Consider the following 25869-nt stretch of genomic DNA (forward strand, 5'->3'; position numbering starts at 1 on the left):
GCCCTTGTGAACGAGCGGACAAGCTCGGACGGGCCGGACGTTCCCCCGGACGCTCCGCGGGCGCATCGCCGGACGTACCAGAGGACTTGAGGGCATTGAGAGGGATCTGATGGGAATCGAGGAGAAGCTGCCGAGCGGCTTTCTGCTCACGACCGTGGAGTCGGCCGCCGGCTGGGTGCGCAAGGCGTCACTCTTCCCGGCCACCTTCGGTCTGGCCTGCTGCGCGATCGAGATGATGACCACCGGTGCCGGCCGCTACGACCTGGCCCGGTTCGGGATGGAGGTCTTCCGGGGCTCCCCCCGGCAGGCCGATCTGATGATCGTGGCGGGCCGGGTGAGTCAGAAGATGGCCCCGGTGCTGCGCCAGGTGTACGACCAGATGCCCAACCCGAAGTGGGTCATCTCGATGGGCGTCTGCGCCTCTTCCGGCGGGATGTTCAACAACTACGCGATCGTGCAGGGCGTCGACCACATCGTCCCGGTGGACATCTACCTGCCCGGTTGCCCGCCCCGCCCGGAGATGCTGCTGGACGCCATCCTGAAGCTGCACGACAAGATCCAGCACGAGCCGCTGGGCGTGAACCGGCGCCGCGCCGAGGAGTTGGGCGAGGCCCTGGCCCTCAAGGCGACCCCGATCAGCGAGATGCGGGGGCAGCTGCGATGAGCGAGCAGGTACCCGAGTCCCGCCGCGAGCAGCCGCCCCGGGAGATCCCGGTCGAGGTGGTCGGCCGCCGGCAGGGCATGTTCGGTGCCGACGGCACCGGCGACACCTCCGGCTTCGGCGGTCTGGCCGCCCCGATCGTGCTGCCCGGCCCGAGCGAACGCCCGTACGGCGGCTGGTTCGACGAGGTCGCCGACGAGTTCGAGGGCGCGCTGGAGGAGCAGGGCCTGGATCCGGCCGAGGTGGTCGAGAAGACCGTGGTCGACCGCGGCGAGCTCACCTTCCACCTGGACCGCACCCACCTGTTGAAGGCGGTGCGCATCCTGCGCGACGACCCGGCGCTGCGCTTCGAACTGTGCCTGGGCGTGAGCGGGGTGCACTACCCGGGCGACCGGGGCCGCGAGCTGCACGCGGTCTACCACCTGCGTTCGATCACCCACGGCCGGCTGATCAGGCTGGAGGTCACCGCGCCGGACGCCGACCCGCGGATCCCCTCCGTGGTGAGCGTCTACCCGACCAGCAACTGGCACGAGCGCGAGGCCTACGACTTCTTCGGCCTGGTCTTCGACGGTCACCCGGCGCTCACCCGGATCATGATGCCGGACGACTGGCTGGGCCACCCGCAGCGCAAGGACTACCCGCTCGGCGGCATCCCCGTCGAGTACAAGGGCGCCCAGATCCCGGCTCCCGACCAGCGGAGGTCGTACAGCTGATGAGTACTCAGCACTACGAGGAAGCAGATGCCCGCGACACCACCGAGGGCCGGGTCTTCACCGTCACCGGCGGCGACTGGGGCGAGGTGGTCGAGGCGGCCGGCCGGGCCGACGACGAGCGCATCATCGTCAACATGGGCCCCCAGCACCCGTCCACCCACGGCGTGCTGCGGCTGATCCTGGAGATCGACGGCGAGACGGTGAAGGAGGCCCGCTGCGGCATCGGCTACCTCCACACCGGCATCGAGAAGAACATGGAGTTCCGCAGCTGGGTCCAGGGCACCACCTTCGTGACCCGCATGGACTACGTGATCCCGCTGTTCAACGAGACCGCCTACTGCCTGGCGGTCGAGAAGCTGCTCGGCATCACCGACGACATCCCGGAGCGGGCCAGCGTCATCCGGGTGATGATGATGGAGCTCAACCGGATCGCCTCGCACCTGGTCTGCCTGGCCACCGGCGGCATGGAGATCGGCGCCACCACCCTGATGGTCTACGGGTTCCGGGACCGCGAGCTGATCCTGGACGTCTTCGAACTGGTCACCGGCCTGCGCATGAACCACGCGTACGTCCGCCCCGGCGGCCTGGCCCAGGACCTGCCGCCCGGCGCCGTCGACCAGATCCGCGAGGCGGTCCGCACGCTCCGCTCCCGGATGCACGAGTACGACAAACTCGCCACCGGCAACCCGGTGTTCAAGGCCCGGCTGGTCGACGTCGGCTTCCTGGACCTGGCCGGCTGCCTGGCCCTGGGCGCCACCGGTCCGATCCTGCGGGCCACCGGCCTGCCGCACGACCTGCGCAAGACCGATCCGTACTGCGGCTACCAGGACTACGACTTCGAGGTCGCGGTCGCCGACACCGCCGACTCCTACGGCCGCTTCCTGATCCGGCTGGAGGAGATGAAGCAGTCCCTGCGGATCGTCGAGCAGTGCCTGGACCGGCTGCGCCCGGGCCCGGTCATGGTGGCCGACAAGAAGATCGCCTGGCCGGCCCAACTGGCCGTCGGCCCGGACGGGATGGGCAACTCGCTCGACCACATCCGCAAGATCATGGGCACCTCGATGGAGGCCCTGATCCACCACTTCAAGCTGGTCACCGAGGGCTTCCGGGTCCCGGTCGGCCAGGCGTACGCGGCGGTCGAGTCGTCCAAGGGCGAGCTGGGCGTGCACGTGGTCAGCGACGGCGGGACGCGCCCGTACCGGGTGCACTTCCGGGACCCGTCGTTCACCAATCTGCAGACGATGGCGGCGATGTGCGAGGGCGGCCAGGTGGCCGACGTGATCGTCGCGGTGGCCGGGATCGACCCGGTGATGGGAGGCGTGGACCGGTGACGGACGTCGAACTGGGACTGCCGGCGATGCCGGCCCCGCCGTACCCGGAGGAGGTGCGCTCCCGGCTGGCCGCCGACGCCGCCGAGCTGATCGGCCGCTACCCGCAGGCCCGTTCGGCGCTGCTGCCGCTGCTGCACCTGGTGCAGGCCGAGGAGGGCTTCGTCAGCCGGACCGGGATCCGCTTCTGCGCCGAGCAGTTGGGGCTCACCACGGCTGAGGTCACCGCCGTCGCCACCTTCTACACGATGTACCGGCGGCGCCCGGCCGGGAAGTACCACGTCGGGGTCTGCACCAACACCCTGTGCGCGGTGCTCGGCGGGGACCGGATCTTCGCCGACCTCCAGGAGCACCTGGGCATCGGCAACAACGAGACCACCGAGGACGGCGAGATCTCGATCGAGCACATCGAGTGCAACGCCGCCTGCGACTACGCCCCCGTGGTGATGGTCAACTGGGAGTTCTTCGACGACCAGACCCCGCAGAGCGCCCGCCGGCTGGTCGACGACCTGCGGGCCGGCCGCGAGGTGCGGCCCACCCGCGGCGCCCGGCTGTGCGGCTTCAAGGAGACCGCCCGGATCCTGGCCGGCTTCCCGGACGAGCGCCCGGGCGCCAACGACGAGTCGGGTGCCGGCGGCGCCCCCTCGCTGGCCGGGCTGCGGCTGGCGCGCGGCGAGGCCCTGCCCGGCACCGCCGGCACCAAGGTGGTCTCCCCCCGCCACGAGGCCCCCCGCCACGGGGAGCCGGGCCACGAAGGCAAGGCCGACGGCCAGGAAGGGACCGAAGCGTGATGACCTCCGCCGAGCCGGCCGAGAAGCTGCTCACCCCCGTCCTGTCCGACCCCTGGGACGACAGCCGTCCCTGGACCCTCGCCACCTACCGCCGCCACCACGGCTACGAGGGCCTCAAGGCGGCCCTCGCGATGCCCCCGGACGACGTGATCGCCCTGGTCAAGGACTCCGGTCTGCGCGGCCGCGGCGGTGCCGGCTTCCCCACCGGGATGAAGTGGCAGTTCATCCCGCAGAACGACGGCAAGCCGCACTACCTGGTGGTCAACGCGGACGAGTCCGAGCCGGGCACCTGCAAGGACATCCCGCTGCTGTTCGCCAACCCGCACTCCCTCATCGAGGGCATGGTCATCGCCTCCTACGCGATCCGCTGCGACCACGCGTTCATCTACCTGCGCGGCGAGGTCGTCCCGGTGCTGCGCCGCCTGCACGCCGCGGTCGCCGAGGCGTACGCGGCGGGACTGCTCGGCCGGGACATCCTCGGCTCGGGCGTGAACCTGGACATCACCGTCCACGCCGGCGCCGGCGCCTACATCTGCGGCGAGGAGACGGCGCTGCTGGACTCGCTGGAGGGCCGCCGCGGCCAGCCGAGGCTGCGCCCGCCGTTCCCGGCGATCGCCGGCCTGTACGCCTGCCCGACGGTGGTCAACAACGTCGAGTCGATCGCCTCGGTGCCGCCGATCCTGGCCCGCGGCAAGGAGTGGTTCAAGGGCCTGGGCACCGAGAAGTCCCCGGGCTTCACGCTGTACTCGCTGTCCGGCCACGTCACCAACCCCGGCCAGTACGAGGCCCCGCTCGGCATCACGCTGCGCCAGCTGCTGGACCTCTCCGGCGGCGTCCGGGCCGGGCACCGGTTGAAGTTCTGGACCCCGGGCGGCTCCTCCACCCCGATGTTCACCGACGAGCACCTCGACGTCCCGCTGGACTACGAGGGCGTCGGCGCGGCGGGCTCGATGCTCGGCACCAAGGCGCTGCAGGTCTTCGACGAGACCACCTGCGTGGTGCGGGCGGTGACCCGTTGGACGGAGTTCTACGCCCACGAGTCCTGCGGCAAGTGCACCCCCTGCCGGGAGGGCACCTACTGGCTGGTCCAGCTGTTGAAGCGGATCGAGGCGGGCCAGGGCGTCGACGGGGACCTGGAGAAGCTCCTCGACATCGCCGACAACATCAACGGCAAGTCCTTCTGCGCGCTGGGCGACGGCGCGGCGAGCCCGATCGTCTCCTCGCTCCAGTACTTCCGGGCCGAGTACGAGCAGCACCTGGCCGAGCGCCGCTGCCCGTTCGACCCGGCCGCGTCCACCGTCTGGGCCGACGGCCCCCGCCCCGGCCACCAGTCCGCCACCGAGAGGGAGGTGCACGCGTGACGATCACCGAGCCGGCCGCCTCCACGAACGACGGAGCCGCGGTCGAACTGGTCACGCTCACCATCGACGGCGTCGAAGTGAAGGTCCCCAAGGGCACCTTGGTGATCCGGGCCGCCGAGACCATCGGCACCCAGATCCCGCGCTTCTGCGACCATCCGCTGCTGGATCCGGCCGGCGCCTGCCGGCAGTGCATCGTGGAGGTCGAGGGCCAGCGCAAGCCGGTCGCCTCCTGCACCATCCCGGTCGCCGAGGGCATGGTGGTGCGCACCCAGCTGAGTTCGCCGGTGGCGGAGAAGGCCCAGCGCGGCGTGATGGAGCTGCTGCTGATCAACCACCCGCTGGACTGCCCGGTCTGCGACAAGGGCGGCGAGTGCCCGCTGCAGAACCAGGCGATGAGCAGCGGCGCGGCGGACTCCCGGTTCGAGGGGATGAAGCGCACCTACGCGAAGCCGCTGCCGATCAGCAGCCAGGTGCTGCTGGACCGGGAGCGCTGCGTGCTGTGCGCGCGCTGCACCCGCTTCTCGCAGCAGATCGCCGGGGACCCGTTCATCGACCTGGTGGAGCGCGGGGCGCTGCAGCAGGTGGGCACGGGGGAGGGGGACGACTTCGAGTCGTACTTCTCCGGGAACACCATCCAGATCTGTCCGGTGGGGGCGCTGACCTCGGCGGCTTATCGTTTCCGCTCGCGCCCCTTCGACCTGGTGTCCTCGCCGAGCGTGTGCGAGCACTGCTCGGCGGGTTGCGCGCAGCGCACCGATCACCGGCGGGGCAAGGTGCTGCGCCGGCTGGCGGGCGAGGACCCGGCGGTGAACGAGGAGTGGAACTGCGACAAGGGCCGGTTCGCGTTCCGCTACGCCCAGCAGCGGGACCGGCTGACGGCCCCGCTGGTGCGGGTGGACGGCGAGCTGGTGCCGGCCTCCTGGCCGGAGGCGTTGCGGCGGGCCGCCGAGGGTCTGCGCGGGGCCCGTACGGGTGTGCTGGCGGGCGGCCGGGTGACGGTGGAGGACGCGTACGCGTACGCGAAGTTCGCCCGGGTGGTGCTGGGCACCAACGACGTGGACTTCCGGTCCCGCCCGCACAGCGGTGAGGAGGCGGACTTCCTGGCCGCGGCGGTCGCCGGGCGCGGGGTGGACGTGGACGGTTCGGGCGTCGACTACGCGCGGCTGGAGCAGGCTCCGGCGGTGCTGCTGGCGGGGTTCGAGCCGGAGGAGGAGTCGCCGATCGTCTTCCTGCGGCTGCGCAAGGCGTCCCGGGGCAACGGCGTCAAGGTGTTCTCGGTGGCGTCGTTCGCCTCCCGGGGGCTGGCGAAGCTGCGCGGTGCGCTGCTGCCGGCGGCGCCGGGGACGGAGCCGGAGTGGTTCGCGGCGCTGGCGGCGGACGAGCCGTTGAACGACGAGGCCGGGCGGGCGGCGGAGCTGTTGCGCCGGCCGGGTGCGGTGATCCTGGCGGGTGAGCGGCTGGCGTCGGTGCCGGGCGCGTTGACGGCGGTGCTGCGGTTGGCGCACGCGACCGGGGCGGCGCTGGCCTGGGTGCCGCGCCGGGCCGGGGAGCGCGGGGCGGTGGAGGCCGGCGCGCTGCCGGGTCTGCTGCCGGGCGGCCGTCCGGTGGCGGACGCGGCGGCGCGGGCCCAGGCGGCCTCGGTGTGGGGGGTGGCGGAGCTGCCGTCGCGTCCGGGCCGGGACACCGGCCAGATCCTGACCGCGGCGGCGCGGGGCGATCTGGACGCGTTGCTGGTCGGCGGGGTGGACCTTGACGATCTGCCGGATCCGGCGCTGGCCGGGGAGGCGCTGGCGGCGGTGCCGTTCGTGGTGTCGCTGGAGCTGCGGCCGTCGGCGGTGACGGGCCGGGCCGACGTGGTGCTGCCGGTGGCGGCGGTGGCGGAGAAGGCGGGGACGTTCCTGGACTGGGAGGGCCGGGTGCGGATGTTCGAGGCCGCGCTCAAGCCGGACCAGCAGATGGGCCGTCACCTCCAGTCGGACCTGCGGGTGCTGGCGATGCTGGCGGACGCGCTGGGGCACCGGCTGGGCCTGGCGGACGTGCGGGCGGCCCGGCTGGAGCTGGACCGCTTCGGGCCGTGGCGGGGTGACCGCGCGGCGGATCCGGCGGCGCACCCGGGTGTGCTGCCGCGTCCGGCCACCGGCCAGGCGGTGCTGGCGGGTTGGCGGCTGCTGCTGGACGAGGGCTCGTTGCAGGACGGCGATCCGCACCTGGCGGGGACGCGGCACCGGGCGGTGGCCCGGGTGTCGTCGGCCACCGCGAAGGAGATCGGCGCCAAGGAGGTCGGCGCGGGTGTCGGCGCGGGGGTCGGCGCCGAGGCCGGCGCGGAGGCCGCCGGTGCGCTGCGGCTGACCGGTCCGGCGGGTTCGCTGGTCCTGCCGCTGGAGGTGACCGACTCGGTCCCGGACCGTACGGTCTGGATCCCGCTCAACTCCACGCCGGGCGGCGCGCACCGCGCGCTCGGCACCACCGTCGGCCATCTGGTGACGATCGCCGCGGCCGAGCTCGCGCCGGTCGCCGTCGAGGGCGGGTCCCGGGAAGGGGAGGTCCGATGACGACTCCGCAGCCGTACGAGACGCTCCACTTCTTCGGCCAGGACCCGTGGTGGCTGGTGCTGTTGAAGGCGGTGTTCTGCTTCGCCTTCCTGGTGCTGACGGTGCTGGTGACGATCGTCTGGGAGCGCAAGGTGGTGGCCTGGATGCAGTTGCGCATCGGGCCTAACCGGCACGGGCCGTGGGGCCTGCTGCAGTCGCTGGCGGACGGCGTGAAGCTGGCGCTCAAGGAGGACCTGGTCGTCAAGGGCGCGGACAAGGTGGTCTACGTCCTGGCCCCGATCGTCTGCGCGATCCCGGCGTTCATGGCCTTCGCGGTGATCCCGTTCGGCCCGGCCGGCGAGGAGGTGTCGGTCTTCGGCACCCGGACGCCGCTGCAGCTGACCGACTTCCCGGTGGCGCTGCTCTACATCCTGGCCACCGCCTCGATCGGCATCTACGGGATCGTGCTGGCCGGTTGGTCCTCCGGTTCGACGTACCCGCTGCTGGGCGGCCTGCGGTCGGCCGCGCAGATGATCAGCTACGAGATCGCGATGGGCCTGTCCTTCGCGGCGGTGTTCGTCTACTCGGGGTCGATGTCGACCTCGGAGATCGTGGCGCACCAGCAGCCGAAGTGGTTCGCGGTGCTGCTGCCGGTGTCGTTCATCGTCTACGTCATCGCGATGGTCGGGGAGACCAACCGGGCGCCGTTCGACCTCCCGGAGGCCGAGGGCGAGCTGGTGGGCGGTTTCAACACCGAGTACTCCTCGTTGAAGTTCGCGATGTTCATGCTGGCCGAGTACGTCAACATGGTGACGGTCTCGGCGGTGGCGTCGACCCTGTTCCTGGGCGGCTGGCGGGCCCCGTGGCCGGTGTCGGCCTTCTGGGAGGGCGCCAACCACGGCTGGTTGCCGATGCTGTGGATCACCTTGAAGATCCAGCTGCTGGTGTTCTTCTTCATCTGGCTGCGCGGCACGCTGCCGCGGTTGCGCTACGACCAGTTCATGAAGCTGGGCTGGAAGGTGCTGATCCCGGTCTCGCTGGTGTGGCTGGTGCTGATCGCGAGCGTGCGGGCGCTGCGCAACGAGGGGTACGGCTTCGGCGAGGTGGTGCTCTACGTGGGCGCGCCGGTCGGCGCGATCCTGCTGCTGGCGCTGGTCCGGGACTTCCTGCGCAAGGAGAAGGAGCCCGGGCCGGAGCAGGAGGCCCCGGGCAAGGGCGAGTTCGATCCGATGGCGGGCGGGTACCCGGTGCCGCCGCTGCCCGGGCAGGTGCTGCCGCCGGTGCCGCGCCGGCCGGGCCGGGCCCCGAAGCAACTCCAGGACGCCCTCAACGGGGCCGACCATTCCGAAGGGAGCTGATCCGCGATGTCGTCCGACCAGACGGGCCGGCCCGAGCGGGCCGACCGGCCGTCGGTGCTCGGTCCGGCCGCCGGTTTCGGCGTGACCTTCAAGGCCATGTTCAAGAAGCGGCTGACCGAGCAGTACCCGGAGCAGAAGAAGCCCACGGCTCCGCGCTTCCACGGCCGCCACCAGCTGAACCGGCATCCGGACGGGCTGGAGAAGTGCGTCGGCTGCGAGCTGTGCGCGTGGGCCTGCCCGGCCGACGCGATCTACGTGGAGGGCGCGGACAACCGGGACGAGGAGCGCTACTCGCCGGGTGAGCGCTACGGCGCGGTGTACCAGATCAACTACGCCCGCTGCATCCTGTGCGGGCTGTGCATCGAGGCCTGTCCCACCCGGGCGCTGACGATGACCAACGAGTACGAGCTGGCGGACTCCTCCCGCAAGGACCTGATCTTCACCAAGGAGCAGCTGCTGGTGGGCCTGTCGGAGGACATGGTCGACACCCCGCACGCGATCTTCCCGGGCACCGACGAGGGTGCGTACTACCGGGGCGAGATCACCGGGGCGGCGCCGGGGACGGTCCGGCAGGAGCGCACCGACCGGGAGAAGGAGGTGCGGCAGTGATCGCACAGCTGGCGGCGGCGGGCGGGACGACCTCCACGGGTGAGGCCGTCCAGTTCTGGGTGCTCGCGGTGATCGCGGTCGGTGGCGCGCTGGGGATGCTGCTGATGCGCAAGGCGGTGCACAGCGCGCTGTGCCTGGCGGCGACCATGCTGGCGCTGGCGGTCTGTTACATGGCCCAGGGCGCGGTGTTCCTGGGCGTGGTGCAGATCGTGGTGTACACCGGCGCGATCATGATGCTGTTCCTGTTCGTGGTGATGCTGGTCGGCGTGACCAGCGAGGACTCCCTCAAGGAGCAGTTGAAGGGCCAGCGGTTCGCGGCGGTGCTGTGCGGGCTGGGCTTCGGGGTGCTGCTGATCGCGGGCATCGCGAACGCGCGGCTGGACCACTTCACCGGGCTGGCCGAGGCGAACGCCGAGGGCAACGTGCCGGGCCTGGCCCGGCTGATCTTCACCCGCTACGTGTGGGCCTTCGAGGTCACCGGCGCGCTGCTGATCACGGCGGCGGTCGGCGCGATGGTGCTGACCCACCGGGAGCACGTGAAGGCGCCGAAGACCCAGCGGGAGCTGGCGGAGCAGCGGGTGCGGGACAACATCCAGCTGCCGCCGCTGCCGGCGCCGGGCGTGTACGCGCGGCACAACGCGGTGGACGTGCCGGCGCTGCTGCCGGACGGCACGATCGCGGAGGACTCGGTGATGGCGACGCTGCGCGAGCGCGGCCAGGTCCGGGACGTCAGCCAGGAGATGCTGCGGCGGATGGCGGAGCTGGAGAACAGTACGGCGGACTGGCTGGGCCGGCCGTCCTCGGAGCGGCCGGTGGTGGCGGCTCCGCGCGGGCCCCTGGAGCCGGTCCCGGGCCACGGGTCCGAGCCGCGCGAGGCCGGGGAGGGGGAGCGGTGAATCCGGTCAACTACCTCTATCTGTCCGCCCTGTTGTTCACCATCGGCGCGTCCGGGGTGTTGATCCGGCGCAACGCGGTGGTGCTGTTCATGTGCGTCGAGCTGATGCTGAACGCCTCGAACCTGGCACTGGTGACGTTCTCCCGGCTGCACGGGACCCTGGACGGTCAGATCATCGCGTTCTTCACGATGGTGGTGGCGGCGGCCGAGGTCGTGGTCGGCCTCGCCATCATCGTCTCCATCTTCCGGACCAGGCACTCCGCTTCGGTCGACGACAGCAATCTGATGAAGCTGTAGGCGGAGGACCTTCGGTGAACTCTCTCATTCCGCTGCTGGTGGCGGCTCCGCTGGCCGGTGCCGCCCTGCTGCTCCTGGGCGGTCGGGCCTTCGACCGCTTCGGCCACTGGCTGGCGACCGCGCTCGCCGCGCTCTCGTTCGGCTTCGGCCTGGCCCTGTTCTCGGACATGCTGGGCCGGGACGTCGAGCACCGGGCGGTGACGAAGCACCTGTTCAGCTGGGTGCCGGTGAACGCCTTCCAGGCCGACGTCTCGTTCCGGCTCGACCAGTTGTCGATGACCTTCGTGCTGTTGATCACCGGGGTGGGCACGCTGATCCACCTGTACTCGGTGGGCTACATGGCGCACGACGAGCGCCGGCGCCGCTTCTTCGCGTACCTGAACCTGTTCCTGGCCGCCATGCTGCTGCTGGTGCTGGCGGACAACTACCTCCTGCTGTACTTCGGTTGGGAGGGCGTGGGCCTGGCCTCGTACCTGCTGATCGGCTTCTGGCAGCACAAGCCGAGTGCGGCGACGGCCGCGAAGAAGGCGTTCCTGGTCAACCGGGTCGGCGACATGGGCCTGTCGATCGCGATCATGCTGATGTTCGCCGAGTTCGGCTCCTTCGCCTTCACCCCGGTCCTCGGTTCGGAGGGCGCGGTCGGGGCGGTGCACGGGGCGAGCGAGGGCAGGCTGACGGCGATCGGCCTGATGCTGCTGCTGGCCGCGTGCGGCAAGTCGGCGCAGGTGCCGCTGCAGTCCTGGCTGGGGGACGCGATGGAGGGCCCGACCCCGGTCTCGGCCCTGATCCACGCGGCCACCATGGTGACCGCCGGGGTCTACCTGATCACCCGGTCCTCGGCGATCTTCGACCTGGCGCCGGACGCCCAGACCGCCGTGGTGGTGGTCGGTGCGGTGACGCTGCTGTTCGGTGCGGTCGTCGGTTGCGCCAAGGACGACATCAAGAAGGCGCTGGCCGGCTCGACCATGTCGCAGATCGGCTACATGGTCCTGGCGGCCGGGCTGGGCCCGATCGGCTACGTCTTCGCGATCATGCACCTGGTGACCCACGGCTTCTTCAAGGCCGGGCTGTTCCTCGGCGCCGGGTCGGTCATGCACGGCATGGACGACGAGGTGAACATGCGCCGCTACGGCGGCCTGTGGCGGCACATGCCGTGGACCTTCGCCACGTTCGGCCTGGGCTACCTGGCCATCATCGGCTTCCCCGGGCTGTCCGGCTTCTTCTCCAAGGACAAGATCATCGAGGCGGCCTTCGCCAAGGGCGGCACCGAGGGCTGGATCCTCGGCCTGTGCGCGCTGGTCGGCGCGGCCGTCACCGCGTTCTACATGACCCGGGTGATGCTGCTGACCTTCTTCGGCGAGAAGCGCTGGCAGCCGGACGCCGAGGGCAACCTCCCGCACCCGCACGAGTCGCCGCGGACCATGGTCGTGCCGATGGTCCTGCTGGCCTTCGGCTCGGTCTTCGCCGGCGGGCTGTTCGTCTACCACGGCTCCTTCCTGAAGTGGCTGGAGCCGGTCACCGGCCACAGCGAGGGCAACCCGCCGCTCGGCTCCTGGACGGTCACCGGGCTGACCACGGCCTGCATGCTGGCCGGCGTCGGGCTGGCGTACCTGATGTACGGGCGCTCGCCCGTCCCGGTGGTGCCGCCGGTCGGCTCCCCGCTCACCCGGGCGGCCCGCCGCGACCTGCTGCAGGACGACTTCAACCACGCGGTGCTGGTGCGGCCGGGCTCGGCGCTGGCGGCGACCCTGGTCTACTTCGACAGCCGCGGCCTGGACGGCTTCGTCAACGGCCTGGCCGCCCTCATCGGGGGCCTGTCCGGCCGGCTGCGGCGGGTCCAGAACGGCTTCGTCCGCTCGTACGCGCTCTCCATGTTCGGCGGCACGCTGGTGCTGGTCGCCTCGACTCTCCTGATGAGGTCCGTGTGATGACTGTGATTCGCCCGCTCGCCTCCGGGCGCTCGGACCCGGCGCCGGCACTCTTCGCTCCGGCACTCCCTCCTTCGTCGGTCGCTGGTGGCTCATCGCTCTCGGCACCGGCGCGCCCTTCGGCTCGGGGCGGGGAAACGCGTCGGGAGGCCAGGCCGTGAGCGTGCTACTGACCACCACCTGTGCCGTCCCGGCGGCCGGCGCGGTGCTGACCGCCGCCCTGCCCGCCGGGTCGAACGCGGCCCGGCGGCGCACCATCAAGACCGTCGCGCTGGCCGTGTCGGGGGTGACCCTGGTGCTGGCCGCCCTGGTGGCGCTGCGCTTCGACCCGCACGGCGCCCGGTTCCAGCTGACCGAGTCGTACAGCTGGATCCGCTCCTTCGGCATCACCTTCTCGCTCGGCGTGGACGGCATCGGCGCGGTGCTGGCCCTGCTGACGGCCGTCCTGGTGCCGATGGTGATGCTGGCCTCCTGGCACGACGCGGACCCGGCCGCCCCGGGCCCCGACGGCAGCTTCGAGAACAAACGGCGCACCCAGGCCTTCTTCGCCCTGATCCTGGCGGTGGAGGCGATGGTGGTGGTGTCCTTCTACGCCACCGACGTCTTCCTGTTCTACGTGTTCTTCGAAGCCATGCTGATCCCGATGTACTTCCTGATCGGCGGCTTCGGCGACCGGGCCGGCGGCCCGGACTCGGCGCGCCAGCGCTCCTACGCGGCCGTCAAGTTCCTGCTGTACAACCTGCTCGGCGGCCTGGTGATGCTGGCCGCGGTGATCGGGCTGTACGTGATCGCCCAGGAGCAGGGCTTCGGCACCTTCGACCTGCCGACCCTCACCGGGGCGATCGCCGACGGCAGCCTCAAGCTGTCCGGGACGGCGCAGAACGCGCTGTTCCTCGGCTTCTTCTTCGCCTTCGCGGTGAAGGCCCCGCTGTGGCCGCTGCACACCTGGCTGCCGAACGCGATGGGCGAGGCGACGGCCGGCACCGCGGTGCTGATCACCGCGGTGGTGGACAAGGTCGGCACCTTCGCGATGCTGCGCTTCTGCCTCGGGCTGTTCCCGGACGCCTCGAAGACCTTCGCCCCGGCGATCCTGGTGCTGTCGCTGGTCGGGATCGTCTACGGCGCGCTGCTGGCGGTCGGCCAGAAGGACATCAAGCGGCTGGTCGCCTACGCCTCGATCTCGCACTTCGGCTTCATCATCATGGGCGTCTTCGCGATGACCAGCCAGGGGCAGAGCGGCGCGACCCTCTACATGGTCAACCACGGCCTCTCCACCGCCGCGTGGATGCTGGTGGCCGGCTTCCTGATCTCGCGCCGCGGCTCGCGGCTGATCGCCGACTACGGCGGCGTGCAGAAGGTCGCCCCGGTGCTCGCCGGGACCTTCCTGATCGGAAGCCTGGCGACCCTGTCGCTGCCGGGACTGGCCCCGTTCGTCAGCGAGTTCCTGGTACTGGTGGGCACCTTCACCCGCTACCCGGCGATCGGCGTCGTCGCCACCCTCGGCATCGTGCTGGCCGCGCTGTACGCGCTGCTGCTGTACCAGCGCACCATGACCGGCCCGGTGAAGGAGGGCGTGCGCGCGATGCCCGACCTCAAGGTCCGGGAACTGGCCGTGGTGGCACCGCTGGTGGCGCTGACGATCCTGCTCGGGGTGTACCCGAAGCCGCTCACCGACCTGGTGAACCCCTCGGTGGACGCGACGCTCTCGCAGGTCCACCGGACCGACCCGGCGCCGGCCCACCCGGTCGCCGCCACCTCAGGAGGTGAGCAGAAGTGAGTGCCACCGCAGTGCTCGCCGCCGTCGGCGGCAACACCCCCGGCATCCCGGCGCCGCACATCGAGTACGGCCAACTCTCCCCGATGCTGGTGGTCTTCGGGGCCGCCGTGGCGGGCGTCCTGGTCGAGGCCTTCGTCCCGCGCCGGCTGCGGCACTGGACCCAGGTGTCGCTGGCGCTGGTCGCGCTGGCCGGCGCGTTCGCCGCCGTGGTGGTGCTGGCGACGCAGGGCCACGGCGCGCCGCGGGTCGACCTGCTGGCCATGGAGTCGGTCGCCCTGGACGGCCCGGCGCTGTTCCTCCAGGGCGTGATCCTGCTGGTCGCCGTCGTCGCGGTGCTCACCTACGCGGAGCGCAGGCTGGAGCCCAAGGCCGGCGGCCTGCCCGCCGACGCCTTCGCCGCCCAGGCGTCCGCCACCCCGGGCGGGGAGCAGGAGCGGGACGCGGTCCGGGCCGGCTTCGCGACCACCGAGGTCTTCCCGCTGACCCTGTTCGCGGTCGGCGGCATGCTGCTCTTCCCGGCCGCCAACGACCTGCTGACCATGTTCGTGGCGCTGGAGGTCTTCTCCCTCCCGCTGTACCTGCTGTGCGCGCTGGCCCGGCGCCGCCGGCTGCTGTCCCAGGAGGCGGCGGTCAAGTACTTCCTGCTGGGCGCCTTCGCCTCGGCGTTCTTCCTGTTCGGCACCGCGCTGCTGTACGGCTACGCGGGCAGCGTCAAGCTCGGCGACATCGCGGACGTCATCTCCGGCAAGGCGATGACGACCCCGGCGCAGCTGAGCAGCACCCAGAGCGACGCGCTGCTGCTGACCGGCCTGGCGCTGCTGGCGGTGGGCCTGCTGTTCAAGGTGGGCGCGGTGCCGTTCCACTCCTGGACCCCGGACGTCTACCAGGGCGCGCCGACCCCGGTGACCGGCTTCATGGCCGCGGCCACCAAGGTCGCCGCGTTCGGGGCGTTCCTGCGGCTGTTCTACGTGGCCTTCCCGGGCCTGCGGCTGGACTGGCGGCCGGTGCTGTGGGGCGTGGCGATCCTGACCATGGTGGTCGGCGCGGTGCTGGCGGTGACCCAGCAGGACGTCAAGCGGCTGCTGGCGTACTCCTCGATCGCGCACGCCGGGTTCATCCTGACCGGGGTGATCGCGGTCAACAAGCAGGGCCTGTCCTCGGTGCTGTTCTACCTGGCGGCGTACTCCTTCGTGACGCTGGGGGCCTTCGCCGTGGTCACCCTGGTGCGCGACTCCAAGGGGGAGGCGACCCACCTGTCCAGCTGGGCGGGGCTGGGGCGGCGCTCGCCGCTGGTGGCGGCGGTCTTCGCGCTGTTCCTGCTGGCCTTCGCCGGGATCCCGCTGACCTCCGGCTTCACCGGGAAGTTCGCGGTGTTCCAGGCGGCGGCGGCCGGCGGGGCGACGCCGCTGGTGATCGTGGGTGTGCTGAGTTCGGCGGTGGCCGCGTTCTTCTACATCCGGGTGATCGTGCTGATGTTCTTCTCCGACCCGCAGCCGGGCGGTCCGACGGTGGCGATCCCGAGCGCCTTCACGGCGACCGCGATCGGGGTGGGGGTGCTGGTCACGCTGGGTCTGGGCCTGCTGCCGCAGTACTTCCTGGACCTCGCGTCCAAGGCCTCGCTGTTCGCGTACTGACCGTAGCCGGTCGGTTTGTTCGGAGATCGGCCCGGATCCGCGGGCCGATCTCCGGTCTGTGTTTCCCGATGAATTCGCCCCCACCGCCGCTGCGTCCGCACAGGCCTCCTGACCAGGGCTTCCGGCGCGGTCATGACGGGATCCGCACGCCCGTGCAGTGATCCACTCGCGACCGGATACCCTGCCTGTATGGCCAGCGGCGGCACTCAGGGACCAGGCCGCTAGATCGACCAGGGACAGAGGAGTGGTCTTCGTGACCGTCGTGGGACCCTTCGGGCTCAGCGTGCAGGACCGCGACCTGACCCGGGACGTCCAGGCCGGACTGGACGCGGTGGAGGCGGCGCTCTCCGAGGCCGTCAAGAGCGACGTCCCCTTCATCACCGTCACCGCCTCCCACCTGATCGAGGCCGGCGGCAAGCGCTTCCGCCCGCTGCTCCTGCTGCTGGCCGCCCAGTTCGGCGACCCGGGGGCGCCCGGGGTGGTGCCGGCCGCGGTGGTCGTCGAGCTGACCCACCTGGCCACGCTGTACCACGACGACGTGATGGACGAGGCCCCGGTGCGCCGCGGCGCGGAGAGCGCCAACTCCCGCTGGGACAACTCGGTGGCCATCCTCACCGGCGACTTCCTGTTCTCCCGCGCCTCCCAGGTGCTGGCCGACCTCGGCCCGGAGGCGGTCCGGATGCAGGCCGAGGCCTTCGAGCGGCTGGTGACCGGCCAGATCCTGGAGACCCGCGGCCCCGGCCCGGAGGCCGACCGGCTGCTGCACTACCTGGACGTGCTGGCCGGCAAGACCGGATCGCTGATCGCCGTCTCCTGCCGGATAGGAGCGCTGATGGCCGGCGCCCCGCCCGCACTGGTGGACACCCTCGGCGAGTTCGGCGAGCGGATCGGCATCGCCTTCCAGCTCGCCGACGACGTCCTGGACGTCGCCAGCGACGGCCACGAGTCCGGCAAGACCCCCGGCACCGACCTGCGCGAGGGCGTGCCGACCCTGCCGACCCTGCTGCTGGAGCAGATGCCGGCCGACCCGGACGACCCGGCCGACACCCGGCTGCGCGAACTGCTCGACGGGGACCTCTCGGACGACGACCTGCACGCCGAGGCGCTGCGCCTGCTGCGCGCCCACCCCGCCCTGGAGCGCGCCCGCCGGGAGACCCTGCGGCACTCCGAGGAGGCCCGGGCGCTGCTGGCCCCGCTGCCGGACTGCGCGGCGAAGGCCGCCCTGGACGGGCTGTGCGACGCGGTGGCCATCCGCACCATGTGAGCGTCCCCGGGCGGATCCGACCCCGAGCCCGTGCGGGCGCGGGCGGATGGGGGAGACTGACACCCGTCAGCTCACGCCTGCCCGGAAGGTCGCCATGCGCCGCGTCGTCATCGCCGAGGACTCCGTACTGCTCCGGGAAGGCCTGACCAGGCTGCTCACCGACCGCGGCCTGGAGGTCGTGGCGGGGGTCGGGGACGGCGCGGCCCTGGTGAAGACGATCCACGACCTGGCGGCGGCGGACGCCCTGCCGGACGTGGTGGTCTCGGACGTGCGGATGCCCCCGACCCACACCGACGAGGGCCTGCGCGCCTGCGTGGAGCTGCGCGGGCGCTACCCGCAGCTGGGCGTGCTGGTGCTGTCGCAGTTCGTGGAGGAGCGCTACGCCTCCGAGCTGCTGGCCGGGTCGACCCGGGGCGTCGGCTACCTGTTGAAGGACCGGGTCGCCGAGGTGCGCGAGTTCGCGGACGCGGTGGTGCGGGTCGCCGAGGGCGGCACCGCGCTGGACCCGGAGGTGGTGCAGCAGCTGCTCAGCCGCAGCCGCAAGGGCGACGTCCTGGCCAATCTCACGCCGCGCGAGCGCGAGGTGCTCGGTCTGATGGCGGAGGGGCGCACCAACGCCGCCGTGGCCAAGCAGCTGGTGGTGTCCGACGGGGCGGTGGAGAAGCACGTCAGCAACATCTTCCTCAAGCTGGGGCTGGCGCAGAGCGCGGAGGACCACCGCCGGGTGCTCGCGGTGCTGACCTACCTCAACTCCTAGCCGGGGGCCGCCCGGGGCCGTTCGGGGCCGCCCGGGGCTGTTCGGGCCGTCCGGGGTTTGTTCGGGGGCTGTTCGGGGCGCCCGCCGCGGGGCGGCTGCTCCGTACCCGGAATGATCTCCGGCGGCCGGGCGTTGTCCTTGGGTGCGGTAGCGGCGTGGGCGGGGGAAATTCCTGCGGGAGTTCCAACCGGGCCCGAGGTCGCGCGCATAGGATGCGAGCGGTGCACCAAGCGGACGGGGCACGGGGCCGCGCCCGCGGTGGTGCGTCCACGAGGAGGTCCGCGGCAGTGACCAGTCAGGTCGATCAGTCGGAGGCAGTGGACGGATCGGGCGGCGACGAGGGTCGTACCGGCAGTGGTGACGGACGCCCCGGAGCGGCCGGACCAGCCGGCCCGCACGCCCCGGGCGGTCCACCGGAAAGGCGCCCCAAGCCCGTTCGCAGACTCGACCGGGTGATCATCCGCTTCGCGGGGGACTCCGGCGACGGCATGCAGCTCACCGGGGACCGGTTCACCTCGGAGACGGCCGCGTTCGGCAACGACCTCTCCACGCTGCCGAACTTCCCGGCCGAGATCCGGGCCCCCGCCGGCACCCTGCCGGGCGTCTCGTCCTTCCAACTGCACTTCGCCGACCACGACATCCTCACCCCGGGCGACGCCCCGAACGTGCTGGTGGCGATGAACCCGGCGGCCCTGAAGGCGAACCTGCCGGACCTGCCGCGCGGCGCGGAGATCATCGTCAACACCGACGAGTTCACCAAGCGCGCGCTGGCCAAGGTCGGTTACGCCGCGGACCCGCTCGGCGACGACTCGCTGGACGCCTTCCACCTGCACCGGGTCCCGCTCACCACGCTGACCCTGGAGGCGCTCAAGGACAGCGGGCTGGCCCGCAAGGACGCCGAGCGGGCGAAGAACATGTTCGCCCTGGGCCTGCTGTCCTGGATGTACCACCGGCCCACCCACGGCACCGAGTCCTTCCTGCGCGCCAAGTTCGCCAAGAAGCCGCAGATCGCCGAGGCCAACATCAGCGCCTTCCGGGCGGGCTGGAACTTCGGCGAGACCACCGAGTCCTTCGCGGTCTCCTACGAGGTGCCGCCGGCCAAGCTCCCGGCCGGGCGCTACCGCAACATCTCCGGCAACCTGGCGCTGTCCTACGGGCTGATCGCCGCCGGGCAGCGCTCCGGGCTGCCGCTCTACCTGGGCTCGTACCCGATCACCCCGGCCTCGGACATCCTGCACGAGCTGAGCCGGCACAAGAACTTCGGGGTGCGCACCTTCCAGGCCGAGGACGAGATCGCCGGCATCGGCGCCGCGCTCGGCGCGGCCTTCGGCGGGGCGCTCGGCGTGACCACCACCTCCGGGCCGGGCGTGGCGCTCAAGTCGGAGACGATCGGCCTGGCGGTCTCGCTGGAACTGCCGCTGCTGGTGGTGGACATCCAGCGCGGCGGCCCGTCCACCGGCCTGCCGACCAAGACCGAGCAGGCGGACCTGCTGCAGGCGATGTTCGGCCGCAACGGCGAGGCGCCGGTGCCGATCGTCGCCCCGGCCACGCCCGCCGAGTGCTTCGACGCGGCGCTGGAGGCGGCCCGGATCGCGGTGACCTACCGCACCCCGGTGTTCCTGCTCTCGGACGGCTACCTGGCGAACGGCTCGGAGCCCTGGCGGATCCCGGAGGTCGACGAACTGCCGGAGATCGAACCGAAGTTCGCGACCGGCCCGAACCGCGAGGACGGCGCCTTCTGGCCGTACCTGCGGGACCAGCACACCCTGGCCCGCCCCTGGGCGGTGCCCGGCACGGCCGGCCTGGAGCACCGGATCGGCGGCATCGAGAAGCAGGACGGCACCGGGAACATCTCCTACGACCCGGCCAACCACGACCTGATGGTCCGCACCCGGCAGGCCAAGGTCGACGGGATCACCGTCAAGCCGCTGGAGGTCGACGACCCGACCGGCGACGCCCGGGTGCTGGTGCTCGGCTGGGGCTCGACCTACGGCCCGATCACCGCGGCGGTGCGCCGGGTGCGCGCGGACGGCGGCGAGGTCGCCCAGGCGCACCTGCGCAACCTCAACCCGTTCCCGGCCAACCTGGGCTCGGTGCTGCGCAGTTACGAGAAGGTCATCGTGCCCGAGATGAACCTGGGCCAGCTCGCGCTGCTGCTGCGGGCGAAGTACCTGGTGGACGCCGAGTCCTACAACCAGGTGCGCGGACTGCCGTTCAAGGCGGCGCAGTTGGCGGACGTGCTGTGGGCGGCGATCGGCACCCTGGACGAGGAGGACCACCGATGAGCGAGCACGCGTTCCCGTCCTTGGAGCTGGTGCCCAAGGCCGACGGGCCGCAGAGCGCCCGGGACTTCAAGACCGACCAGGAGGTGCGCTGGTGCCCGGGCTGCGGGGACTACGCGGTCCTGGCCGCGGTGCAGTCCTTCATGCCGGAGCTCGGCATCAGGCGGGAGAACACGGTCTTCGTCTCCGGCATCGGCTGCTCCTCGCGCTTCCCGTACTACATGAACACCTACGGGGTGCACTCGATCCACGGCCGGGCGCCGGCGATCGCGACCGGGCTGGCCTCCTCCCGGCGGGACCTCAGCGTGTGGGTGGTGACCGGGGACGGCGACGCGCTGTCGATCGGCGGCAACCACCTGATCCACGCCCTGCGGCGCAACGTCAACCTCAAGATCCTGCTGTTCAACAACCGGATCTACGGCCTCACCAAGGGCCAGTACTCGCCGACCAGCGAGCTCGGCAAGATCACCAAGTCGACCCCGATGGGCTCGCTGGACGCGCCGTTCAACCCGCTGTCGCTGGCGATCGGCGCCGAGGCCTCCTTCGTCGCCCGCACCATCGACTCGGACCGCCAGCACCTGCAGTCGGTGCTGCGGGCGGCGGCCGAGCACGAGGGCACGGCGCTGGTGGAGATCTACCAGAACTGCAACATCTTCAACGACGGCGCCTTCGAGGTGCTCAAGGACGCCGGCACCCGGGACGAGGCGCTGATCCGGCTGGAGCACGGGCGGCCGATCCGCTTCGGCGCGGACGGGGCCAACGGCGTCTTCCGGGGCGAGGACGGCGAGTTGTCCACCGCCCCGGTGACGCCGGAGAACGAGGCACGGGTGCTGGTGCACGACGCCCACGCGGCCGGCCCGACCGGTGCCTTCGCGCTCTCCCGGATCGCCGACGCGGACACCCTGCACCACACGCCGATCGGCGTGCTGCGCGACGTCCGGCGCCCGGTCTACGACGAGCTGATGGACAGCCAGCTGGCCACCGCCGTCGCCCACCGCGGGCCGGGCGACCTGGCGGCCCTGCTGGCGGGCGGCGACGCCTGGACGGTGGACTGACCACCCCGCCCGGTCCCGTCCCGCCGCGACGCGACGCGTGGGCGCCCCCGTCCCCTTCCGGGACGGGGGCGCCCACGCGTTCACGGCTACGGCCGGGCCCACTCCACCAGCTCGATCGGGACCCCGTTCGGGTCGGTGACCTGGAAGAGCTTCTCGCCCCACGGCTCCTCGCGCAGCGGCAGGGTGATCTCGACCCCCTCGCCGCGCAGCCGCGCCTCCTCCGCCGCGACGTCCTCGACGGTGAACGCCAGGATCACCCCGTCCGCGGTCCGGTGCCGCTGCTCCTCGGGCAGCACCTCCAGCCCGCGCCGCAGGTAGACGACGCCGACCCCGCCGCCGGGGTGGCCGAGCGAGACGAAGCCGTCGGCGGACATCAGCTCGGTGTAGCCGAAGTGCCGCTGGAGGAAGGCGGCGGAGGGGGTGGTGTCCTCGACGGTCAGGGAGACGACGGTGCTGGTGATCTGCATGCGGAGCCCTCTCGTCACTGCGCACGGTTATCCCGTACGCAGTACACTATACACAGTACGGAGAATCACGCCAGGAGTCGGCCAGGAGTCGGCCAGGGAAAGCGCCGAGGGAGGCCCCGGCGGGGACCTCCCTCGTGCGGTGCCGCGGTTCGCGTCAGAAGACGCAGGGGATGCCGCCGTCGGACGTGGCGTCGACGCCGGGGCCCTGCATCGGCAGGTTGGCGGCCGGGTCGCCGGTGGGGGCGGGGCCGCCGGGGGCGGCGGACTTGTCGTCGGCGCCGGTGAAGGCGGTGCCGAGGGTGACCACCACGTGGTCGGCGGCGGCGGTGGCGGACTCGGTGGCGGTCACGCCGTAGCGGGCGGCGACCTGGTCGGCGGCCTCCTTGGCGCCCTTGCCGTAGGTCACCGTGGTGGTCTTCGGCTTGCTGCGGGCCGGGCCGGTGGTGCCCTCCTTGAAGCCCATCGCGACCAGGGCCTTGGCCTCGGCGGAGGAGGAGACCCCGGCGGCGGTGGAGGCGTTGTACACGTCGACGGTGGCCGGGGAGGCCGCCTTGGCCGGGGCGGTCGCGCTCGGCGAGGGGCTGGCCGGGGCCTCGGTGGTGGGGGCGTCGGTGGCGCCGCCCGCCGGGGCGGCCGCGTCGGCGTAGCCGAACAGCTGCTTGACCACCTTCTGGATCTTCGAGGGGGTGACCAGGTTGACGTCCTGGCCGTTCCTGGTGCCGAAGCCGTCGAAGGTCAGGGTGTTGAACTCGACGTTGCCGCCGGTCAGCGCCGGGGCCTGCTGGGCGAAGTCCAGGACGTTCCACTCGTTGTCGATCACCAGGTCCTTCTGGACGACGCCGAACAGGTCCTTGAGCTTGCCGAGGTCGCTGATGATGCCGTCCTGCTTGAGCTTGTGCACGACGGAGGAGATGAAGGCCTGCTGGCGGTGGGTGCGGGCGAAGTCGCCGGTGTTGCCCTTGCCGTCGTCCAGGTTGTGGCGCTGGCGGACGAAGGCCAGCGCCTGGGAGGCGTTGAGGGTGTTGATGCCCTTCTTGAAGTCGGCGCCGGAGCCCTGGCCCTCCATCGCCGGGTCCTTGGTGTCGTGGGTCAGGCAGACCTGGATCGGCTCCACGGCCTTGGCGATGTCGTAGAAGCCCATCAGGTTGACCTCGGCGATGTGGTCCACCGGCTGGTTCACGAAGGTCTGGACGGTGCGGATGGTGGCCGCGCGGCCGGCGTCGCGGCCGGCCTTCTCCAGGTCGGCGCCCTTGAGGCCCTTGGCCTTCGGGCTCCGGTCGAAGGCGTCCTTGGCGTTGCCGTACGCCTCCTTGATCTTGTGCATGCCCTGCTGGGAGCCGTCGCCGTTGTAGGTCATGACGTAGTCGTCGCGCGGGATGGAGACCGCCTGCACCTTGCCGCCGCCGGCCGGTATGTGCAGCAGGATCAGGGAGTTGGTGTTGTAGCCGCCGATGTCCGAGCTGTGCCCGGCGTGCAGTTCGTCCTGGACGAACTGCGGGGGCAGGTCGGAGCCGTCCATGGCCTTGCGGCTGTCCAGGCCGATCAGCAGCAGGTTGACCGAGTTGTCCAGGTGCTTGGGGGCGTCCTTCTTGGTCTCCGCGATCGCGTTGGACGTGGTCATCCCGTCGGTCAGCGACGTGTACTCGTACCAGACCACCCCGCTGGCCGCGAACACCGCGAAGCCCACCGTGGTGGCGACCACCCGGCCGGCGATCAGCAGCGGGGAGTTGCGGCGCCCCGCCGCCGGGGCCGCCGCGGCCCTGCGGTCGGCGGCCCGGCCGCCCCCCGGCCGTTCCCGTTCCCGCTCGTGCTCACGCTCGTCAGCCATGCTGCCTCCTCCGGTCCAGGACCACCCGGGCCACGATCACCAGCAGGGCCGCCACGGCGGCCTGCGCCATCACCGGGAAACCGTGCACCACCCACTTCGCGGCGCCGGTGGCCAGGGCCTTGCCCCGGTACGTGTCGCCGTTCGCCGCCAGTTCGGCCGCGGCCGTCACGCCGAGCACCACCAGCGGGGAGGCGGCGACCACCCACCACCAGCCGCGGCGGGTGCTGAGCCCGGCCGCGACGCCGGTGCCGAGCACCGCGCACACCGCGAAGGCCAGGCCCATGCCCGGCCCGGAGAACTCGTCGACCACCGCGCCGACCAGCGGCAGCCCGAGGGCCGCCACCGCGGGCAGTGCGGGCCCGCCGGAGAAGGGACGCGTGGGGCCCGCGGGCCGGCTCGTCGTCCGCCGTCGCGAACCCTGGTCGGACGAACGTCCTCGCTGCCCCGCCACTCACTCACCCCCGGGTGTTCCCGTGCTTCGCGCGCCACGTCGGCGCTGCGCCGGGTCTGCCGTGGTAGAGCGGTTGCGGCGCTGCCAGTACGGGACGCTGGTGTTCGGCCGGCCGGTTCCCGTTCTCGGTTTCCCGCTGCTGCTCGGGGGCAGGCCCGTTTTCGGATTTGCTCTACAGAGGTGTAGAGATCGTACGCAGCATAGAGCACGCCTGTTCGGTGGCAAGTCCGCTCGTGAACGGGCCAGCAGACACTACACCGGGCAGTTTCTGAGACGGTCGGCGGGGCGCCGACGGAGAAGGAGAAGGTCGTGGCGACCACGGGCGCAGCGGGACGGCCGGAGAAGCGCAGGGCGATCACCGGGGCCGCGACCACGGTGTTCGGGCGGGAGGGGTACGTCCGGGCCAGCATGGACGCGATCGCGGCCGAGGCCGGGGTGTCCAAGCGCACGGTCTACAACCACTTCGCCGACAAGGAGACCCTCTTCCTGTCGGTGGCACTGCAGAACTCGGCGGAACTGGCCGAGCGGATGCGGGAGTTGCTGGCGGAGCACCTGGACGGGGCGGTGGACGTGCGGCGCGCCCTCACCGCCTTCGCGGTGGAACGGGCGAACGCGGCGCCGGCCGCGGGTGAGCTCGGGGCGCTCGGCCGGGCGATCCGGGCCGAGGTGGCCAACATCCCGGCGGACGTCCTGGAGGCCTGGCTGGAGACCGGCCCGGCGGCGGCCCAGCGCGCCCTCGCGCAGTGCCTGGCGGAGCTCGGCGGGCGCGGGCTGCTGGCGGTCCCGGACCCGGGGCTCGCGGCCGAGCGGTTCACCCTGCTGACCTTCCACGGCGTGGCCGAGCGCTCCTTCTGGGGCGCCCTGCCGGTGGCCGAGGAGGAGGTCCGGCGGACGGCGGAGTCCGGGGTGGACGCCTTCCTGCGGATCCACGGCGGGCCGGCCGCGGGCTGAGCGCGGGCCGGCCACGGCCGACCGGCGGGCGTGCCGGTGGGCGTGCCGGTGGGCGGGGCGGCCCGGAGCCGCCCCGCCCACCGGGTCGTCGGAGGTGCACCGGCGGTCGCCGCCGGTCACCGTCGACGGGTCACTTCCAGTTGACGCCCTTGCCCAGGGTGTACGGCTCGCCCCAGTACTCGGCGCCCGACACCTTGGTGGCCGTCGGGGCCAGCGCCAGCACGCAGGAGGTGATCGACTGCCCGTTGGTGAAGCCCTTCGGGAAGGACGGGTGCGGGCACTTGTCGAAGCTGCCGATCAGCATCACCTCGGCGGCCTCCGAGCCGTCCGGCAGGGTGCCCTTCACCTGGGTCAGGCTGGAGAAGGACAGGTCGGTGCTGCCGGTGTTGGTGACCTTGAAGCGGATGTAGTACGGCACCATGCCCGCGGCCTTGTCGCCGAGCTTGAGCGAGGTGAGGTCGGCCGGGTCGCCCTTGTCGATCGAGGTGACCGCGAGCGCGACGGTGCCCTTGGTGCTGCCCGAGCTGAACGGGATGGTCGCCGCGTCGCCGAGCTTCACCGTGGTGCCGGGCGCCGCCGTCGCACCGGCCTGGGCCGGGGCGCCGCCGGTGGTCCCGCCGGTGGCGGCACCGCCGGTGCCGCCGGTCGGCGCGGCCGCCGAGGCGGAGGCCGCCGGGGTGGTCGGCGCGGCGGACGGCGTGGCCGGGGCCTGGGTGGCCGGCGGGGTGGTGGCGCTGTCGGACGACGCGGCGTCGTCGTTGCAGGCGGTCATGGTGAGCGCGCCGACCACGGCCAGGCCGGCCAGGGCCATGGTGCGACTGTTGCGGATGGTCTTCATGTGAGGTCCCCCGTGCGTGCGGACCGCCGTGTCGGCGGTTCTCCTGAGGGACGTTCATAGCGCAGTGGGGAAGCCGAACGCCATTCCTCGCCG

Annotated in this window: 22 protein-coding genes; 18 read left to right on the forward strand and 4 right to left on the reverse strand. The window is 72.0% G+C overall.

Annotation, left to right across the window (positions count from 1 at the left end; all coding sequences use genetic code 11):
* The first annotated feature begins 109 nt into the window (after positions 1-109).
* The 17 genes from ACFXOZ_RS15700 to ACFXOZ_RS15780 all read left to right on the forward strand — a co-directional run bounded on the left by ACFXOZ_RS15700 (position 110) and on the right by ACFXOZ_RS15780 (position 21241).
* Positions 110-664 carry a NuoB/complex I 20 kDa subunit family protein gene (locus tag ACFXOZ_RS15700; protein WP_380531193.1) on the forward strand — a complete coding sequence of 185 codons (555 nt, stop codon included), beginning with the start codon at positions 110-112 and terminating at the stop codon, positions 662-664.
* A complete protein-coding gene (locus tag ACFXOZ_RS15705) occupies positions 661-1374 on the forward strand; it encodes an NADH-quinone oxidoreductase subunit C (RefSeq protein WP_375888972.1) in 714 nt (237 codons plus the stop codon). The genes ACFXOZ_RS15700 and ACFXOZ_RS15705 overlap by 4 nt, the downstream gene beginning before the upstream one ends.
* Positions 1374-2705 carry an NADH-quinone oxidoreductase subunit D gene (locus tag ACFXOZ_RS15710; protein WP_375888975.1) on the forward strand — a complete coding sequence of 444 codons (1332 nt, stop codon included), beginning with the start codon at positions 1374-1376 and terminating at the stop codon, positions 2703-2705. Before ACFXOZ_RS15705 ends, ACFXOZ_RS15710 begins: the two co-directional genes overlap by 1 nt.
* The gene (gene nuoE / locus ACFXOZ_RS15715; RefSeq protein WP_380590758.1) at positions 2702-3493 is read left to right on the forward strand and encodes an NADH-quinone oxidoreductase subunit NuoE; all 792 of its coding nucleotides are present in this window, start codon (positions 2702-2704) and stop codon (positions 3491-3493) included. Before ACFXOZ_RS15710 ends, nuoE begins: the two co-directional genes overlap by 4 nt.
* Positions 3493-4854, forward strand: a complete 1362-nt coding sequence (gene nuoF / locus ACFXOZ_RS15720; protein WP_375888980.1) for an NADH-quinone oxidoreductase subunit NuoF — start codon at positions 3493-3495, stop codon at positions 4852-4854. The genes nuoE and nuoF overlap by 1 nt, the downstream gene beginning before the upstream one ends.
* On the forward strand, positions 4851-7406 hold the full coding sequence (locus ACFXOZ_RS15725; protein ID WP_380590761.1) for an NADH-quinone oxidoreductase subunit G: 2556 nt from the start codon (positions 4851-4853) through the stop codon (positions 7404-7406). Before nuoF ends, ACFXOZ_RS15725 begins: the two co-directional genes overlap by 4 nt.
* Positions 7403-8743, forward strand: a complete 1341-nt coding sequence (nuoH, locus tag ACFXOZ_RS15730) for an NADH-quinone oxidoreductase subunit NuoH (RefSeq protein WP_380590763.1) — start codon at positions 7403-7405, stop codon at positions 8741-8743. Before ACFXOZ_RS15725 ends, nuoH begins: the two co-directional genes overlap by 4 nt.
* A gap of 6 nt (positions 8744-8749) precedes the next feature.
* Entirely contained in the window at positions 8750-9352 is a 603-nt protein-coding gene (nuoI, locus tag ACFXOZ_RS15735; protein WP_380590765.1) for an NADH-quinone oxidoreductase subunit NuoI, read from the forward strand.
* Complete coding sequence (locus ACFXOZ_RS15740; protein WP_380531204.1) at positions 9352-10248, forward strand: NADH-quinone oxidoreductase subunit J; 897 nt, start codon at positions 9352-9354, stop codon at positions 10246-10248. The genes nuoI and ACFXOZ_RS15740 overlap by 1 nt, the downstream gene beginning before the upstream one ends.
* Entirely contained in the window at positions 10245-10544 is a 300-nt protein-coding gene (gene nuoK / locus ACFXOZ_RS15745; RefSeq protein ID WP_360244848.1) for an NADH-quinone oxidoreductase subunit NuoK, read from the forward strand. The genes ACFXOZ_RS15740 and nuoK overlap by 4 nt, the downstream gene beginning before the upstream one ends.
* A gap of 14 nt (positions 10545-10558) precedes the next feature.
* Positions 10559-12472: an NADH-quinone oxidoreductase subunit L gene (nuoL, locus tag ACFXOZ_RS15750; protein ID WP_380531201.1), complete on the forward strand. Its 1914-nt coding sequence runs from the start codon at positions 10559-10561 to the stop codon at positions 12470-12472.
* Positions 12473-12629: 157 nt separating this feature from the next.
* On the forward strand, positions 12630-14249 hold the full coding sequence (locus tag ACFXOZ_RS15755; RefSeq protein ID WP_380590768.1) for an NADH-quinone oxidoreductase subunit M: 1620 nt from the start codon (positions 12630-12632) through the stop codon (positions 14247-14249).
* Positions 14246-15883 carry an NADH-quinone oxidoreductase subunit NuoN gene (gene nuoN / locus ACFXOZ_RS15760; protein WP_375888995.1) on the forward strand — a complete coding sequence of 546 codons (1638 nt, stop codon included), beginning with the start codon at positions 14246-14248 and terminating at the stop codon, positions 15881-15883. Before ACFXOZ_RS15755 ends, nuoN begins: the two co-directional genes overlap by 4 nt.
* Before the next feature lie 253 nt (positions 15884-16136).
* Complete coding sequence (locus ACFXOZ_RS15765) at positions 16137-17147, forward strand: polyprenyl synthetase family protein (protein ID WP_375888997.1); 1011 nt, start codon at positions 16137-16139, stop codon at positions 17145-17147.
* Between the two features lie 94 nt (positions 17148-17241).
* A complete protein-coding gene (locus ACFXOZ_RS15770) occupies positions 17242-17904 on the forward strand; it encodes a response regulator transcription factor (protein WP_360244863.1) in 663 nt (220 codons plus the stop codon).
* Between the two features lie 287 nt (positions 17905-18191).
* The gene (locus tag ACFXOZ_RS15775; protein WP_380531041.1) at positions 18192-20189 is read left to right on the forward strand and encodes a 2-oxoacid:acceptor oxidoreductase subunit alpha; all 1998 of its coding nucleotides are present in this window, start codon (positions 18192-18194) and stop codon (positions 20187-20189) included.
* Entirely contained in the window at positions 20186-21241 is a 1056-nt protein-coding gene (locus ACFXOZ_RS15780; protein WP_380590770.1) for a 2-oxoacid:ferredoxin oxidoreductase subunit beta, read from the forward strand. Before ACFXOZ_RS15775 ends, ACFXOZ_RS15780 begins: the two co-directional genes overlap by 4 nt.
* 86 nt (positions 21242-21327) lie before the next feature.
* On the opposite strand, the gene ACFXOZ_RS15785 is transcribed toward ACFXOZ_RS15780, so the two are convergent.
* The 3 genes from ACFXOZ_RS15785 to ACFXOZ_RS15795 form a co-directional block, all read right to left on the reverse strand.
* Positions 21328-21708 (reverse strand): VOC family protein, encoded by a 381-nt coding sequence (locus ACFXOZ_RS15785; RefSeq protein ID WP_375889004.1) that lies wholly within the window; start codon positions 21706-21708, stop codon positions 21328-21330.
* A gap of 154 nt (positions 21709-21862) precedes the next feature.
* Positions 21863-23536 (reverse strand): LCP family protein, encoded by a 1674-nt coding sequence (locus ACFXOZ_RS15790; protein WP_375889007.1) that lies wholly within the window; start codon positions 23534-23536, stop codon positions 21863-21865.
* A complete protein-coding gene (locus tag ACFXOZ_RS15795; RefSeq protein WP_380590772.1) occupies positions 23529-23879 on the reverse strand; it encodes a DUF6542 domain-containing protein in 351 nt (116 codons plus the stop codon). Before ACFXOZ_RS15795 ends, ACFXOZ_RS15790 begins: the two co-directional genes overlap by 8 nt.
* Positions 23880-24296: 417 nt before the next feature.
* Here ACFXOZ_RS15795 and ACFXOZ_RS15800 point away from each other — a divergent pair, with 417 nt between their 5' ends.
* Positions 24297-24938, forward strand: a complete 642-nt coding sequence (locus tag ACFXOZ_RS15800; RefSeq protein ID WP_380397464.1) for a TetR/AcrR family transcriptional regulator — start codon at positions 24297-24299, stop codon at positions 24936-24938.
* A gap of 130 nt (positions 24939-25068) precedes the next feature.
* On the opposite strand, the gene ACFXOZ_RS15805 is transcribed toward ACFXOZ_RS15800, so the two are convergent.
* Complete coding sequence (locus tag ACFXOZ_RS15805) at positions 25069-25776, reverse strand: hypothetical protein (RefSeq protein ID WP_375889014.1); 708 nt, start codon at positions 25774-25776, stop codon at positions 25069-25071.
* Between the last annotated feature and the right edge of the window lie 93 nt (positions 25777-25869).

Origin of the sequence: Kitasatospora sp. NPDC059160 (assembly GCF_042755465.1) — a bacterium.
Lineage (GTDB): Bacteria > Actinomycetota > Actinomycetes > Streptomycetales > Streptomycetaceae > Kitasatospora.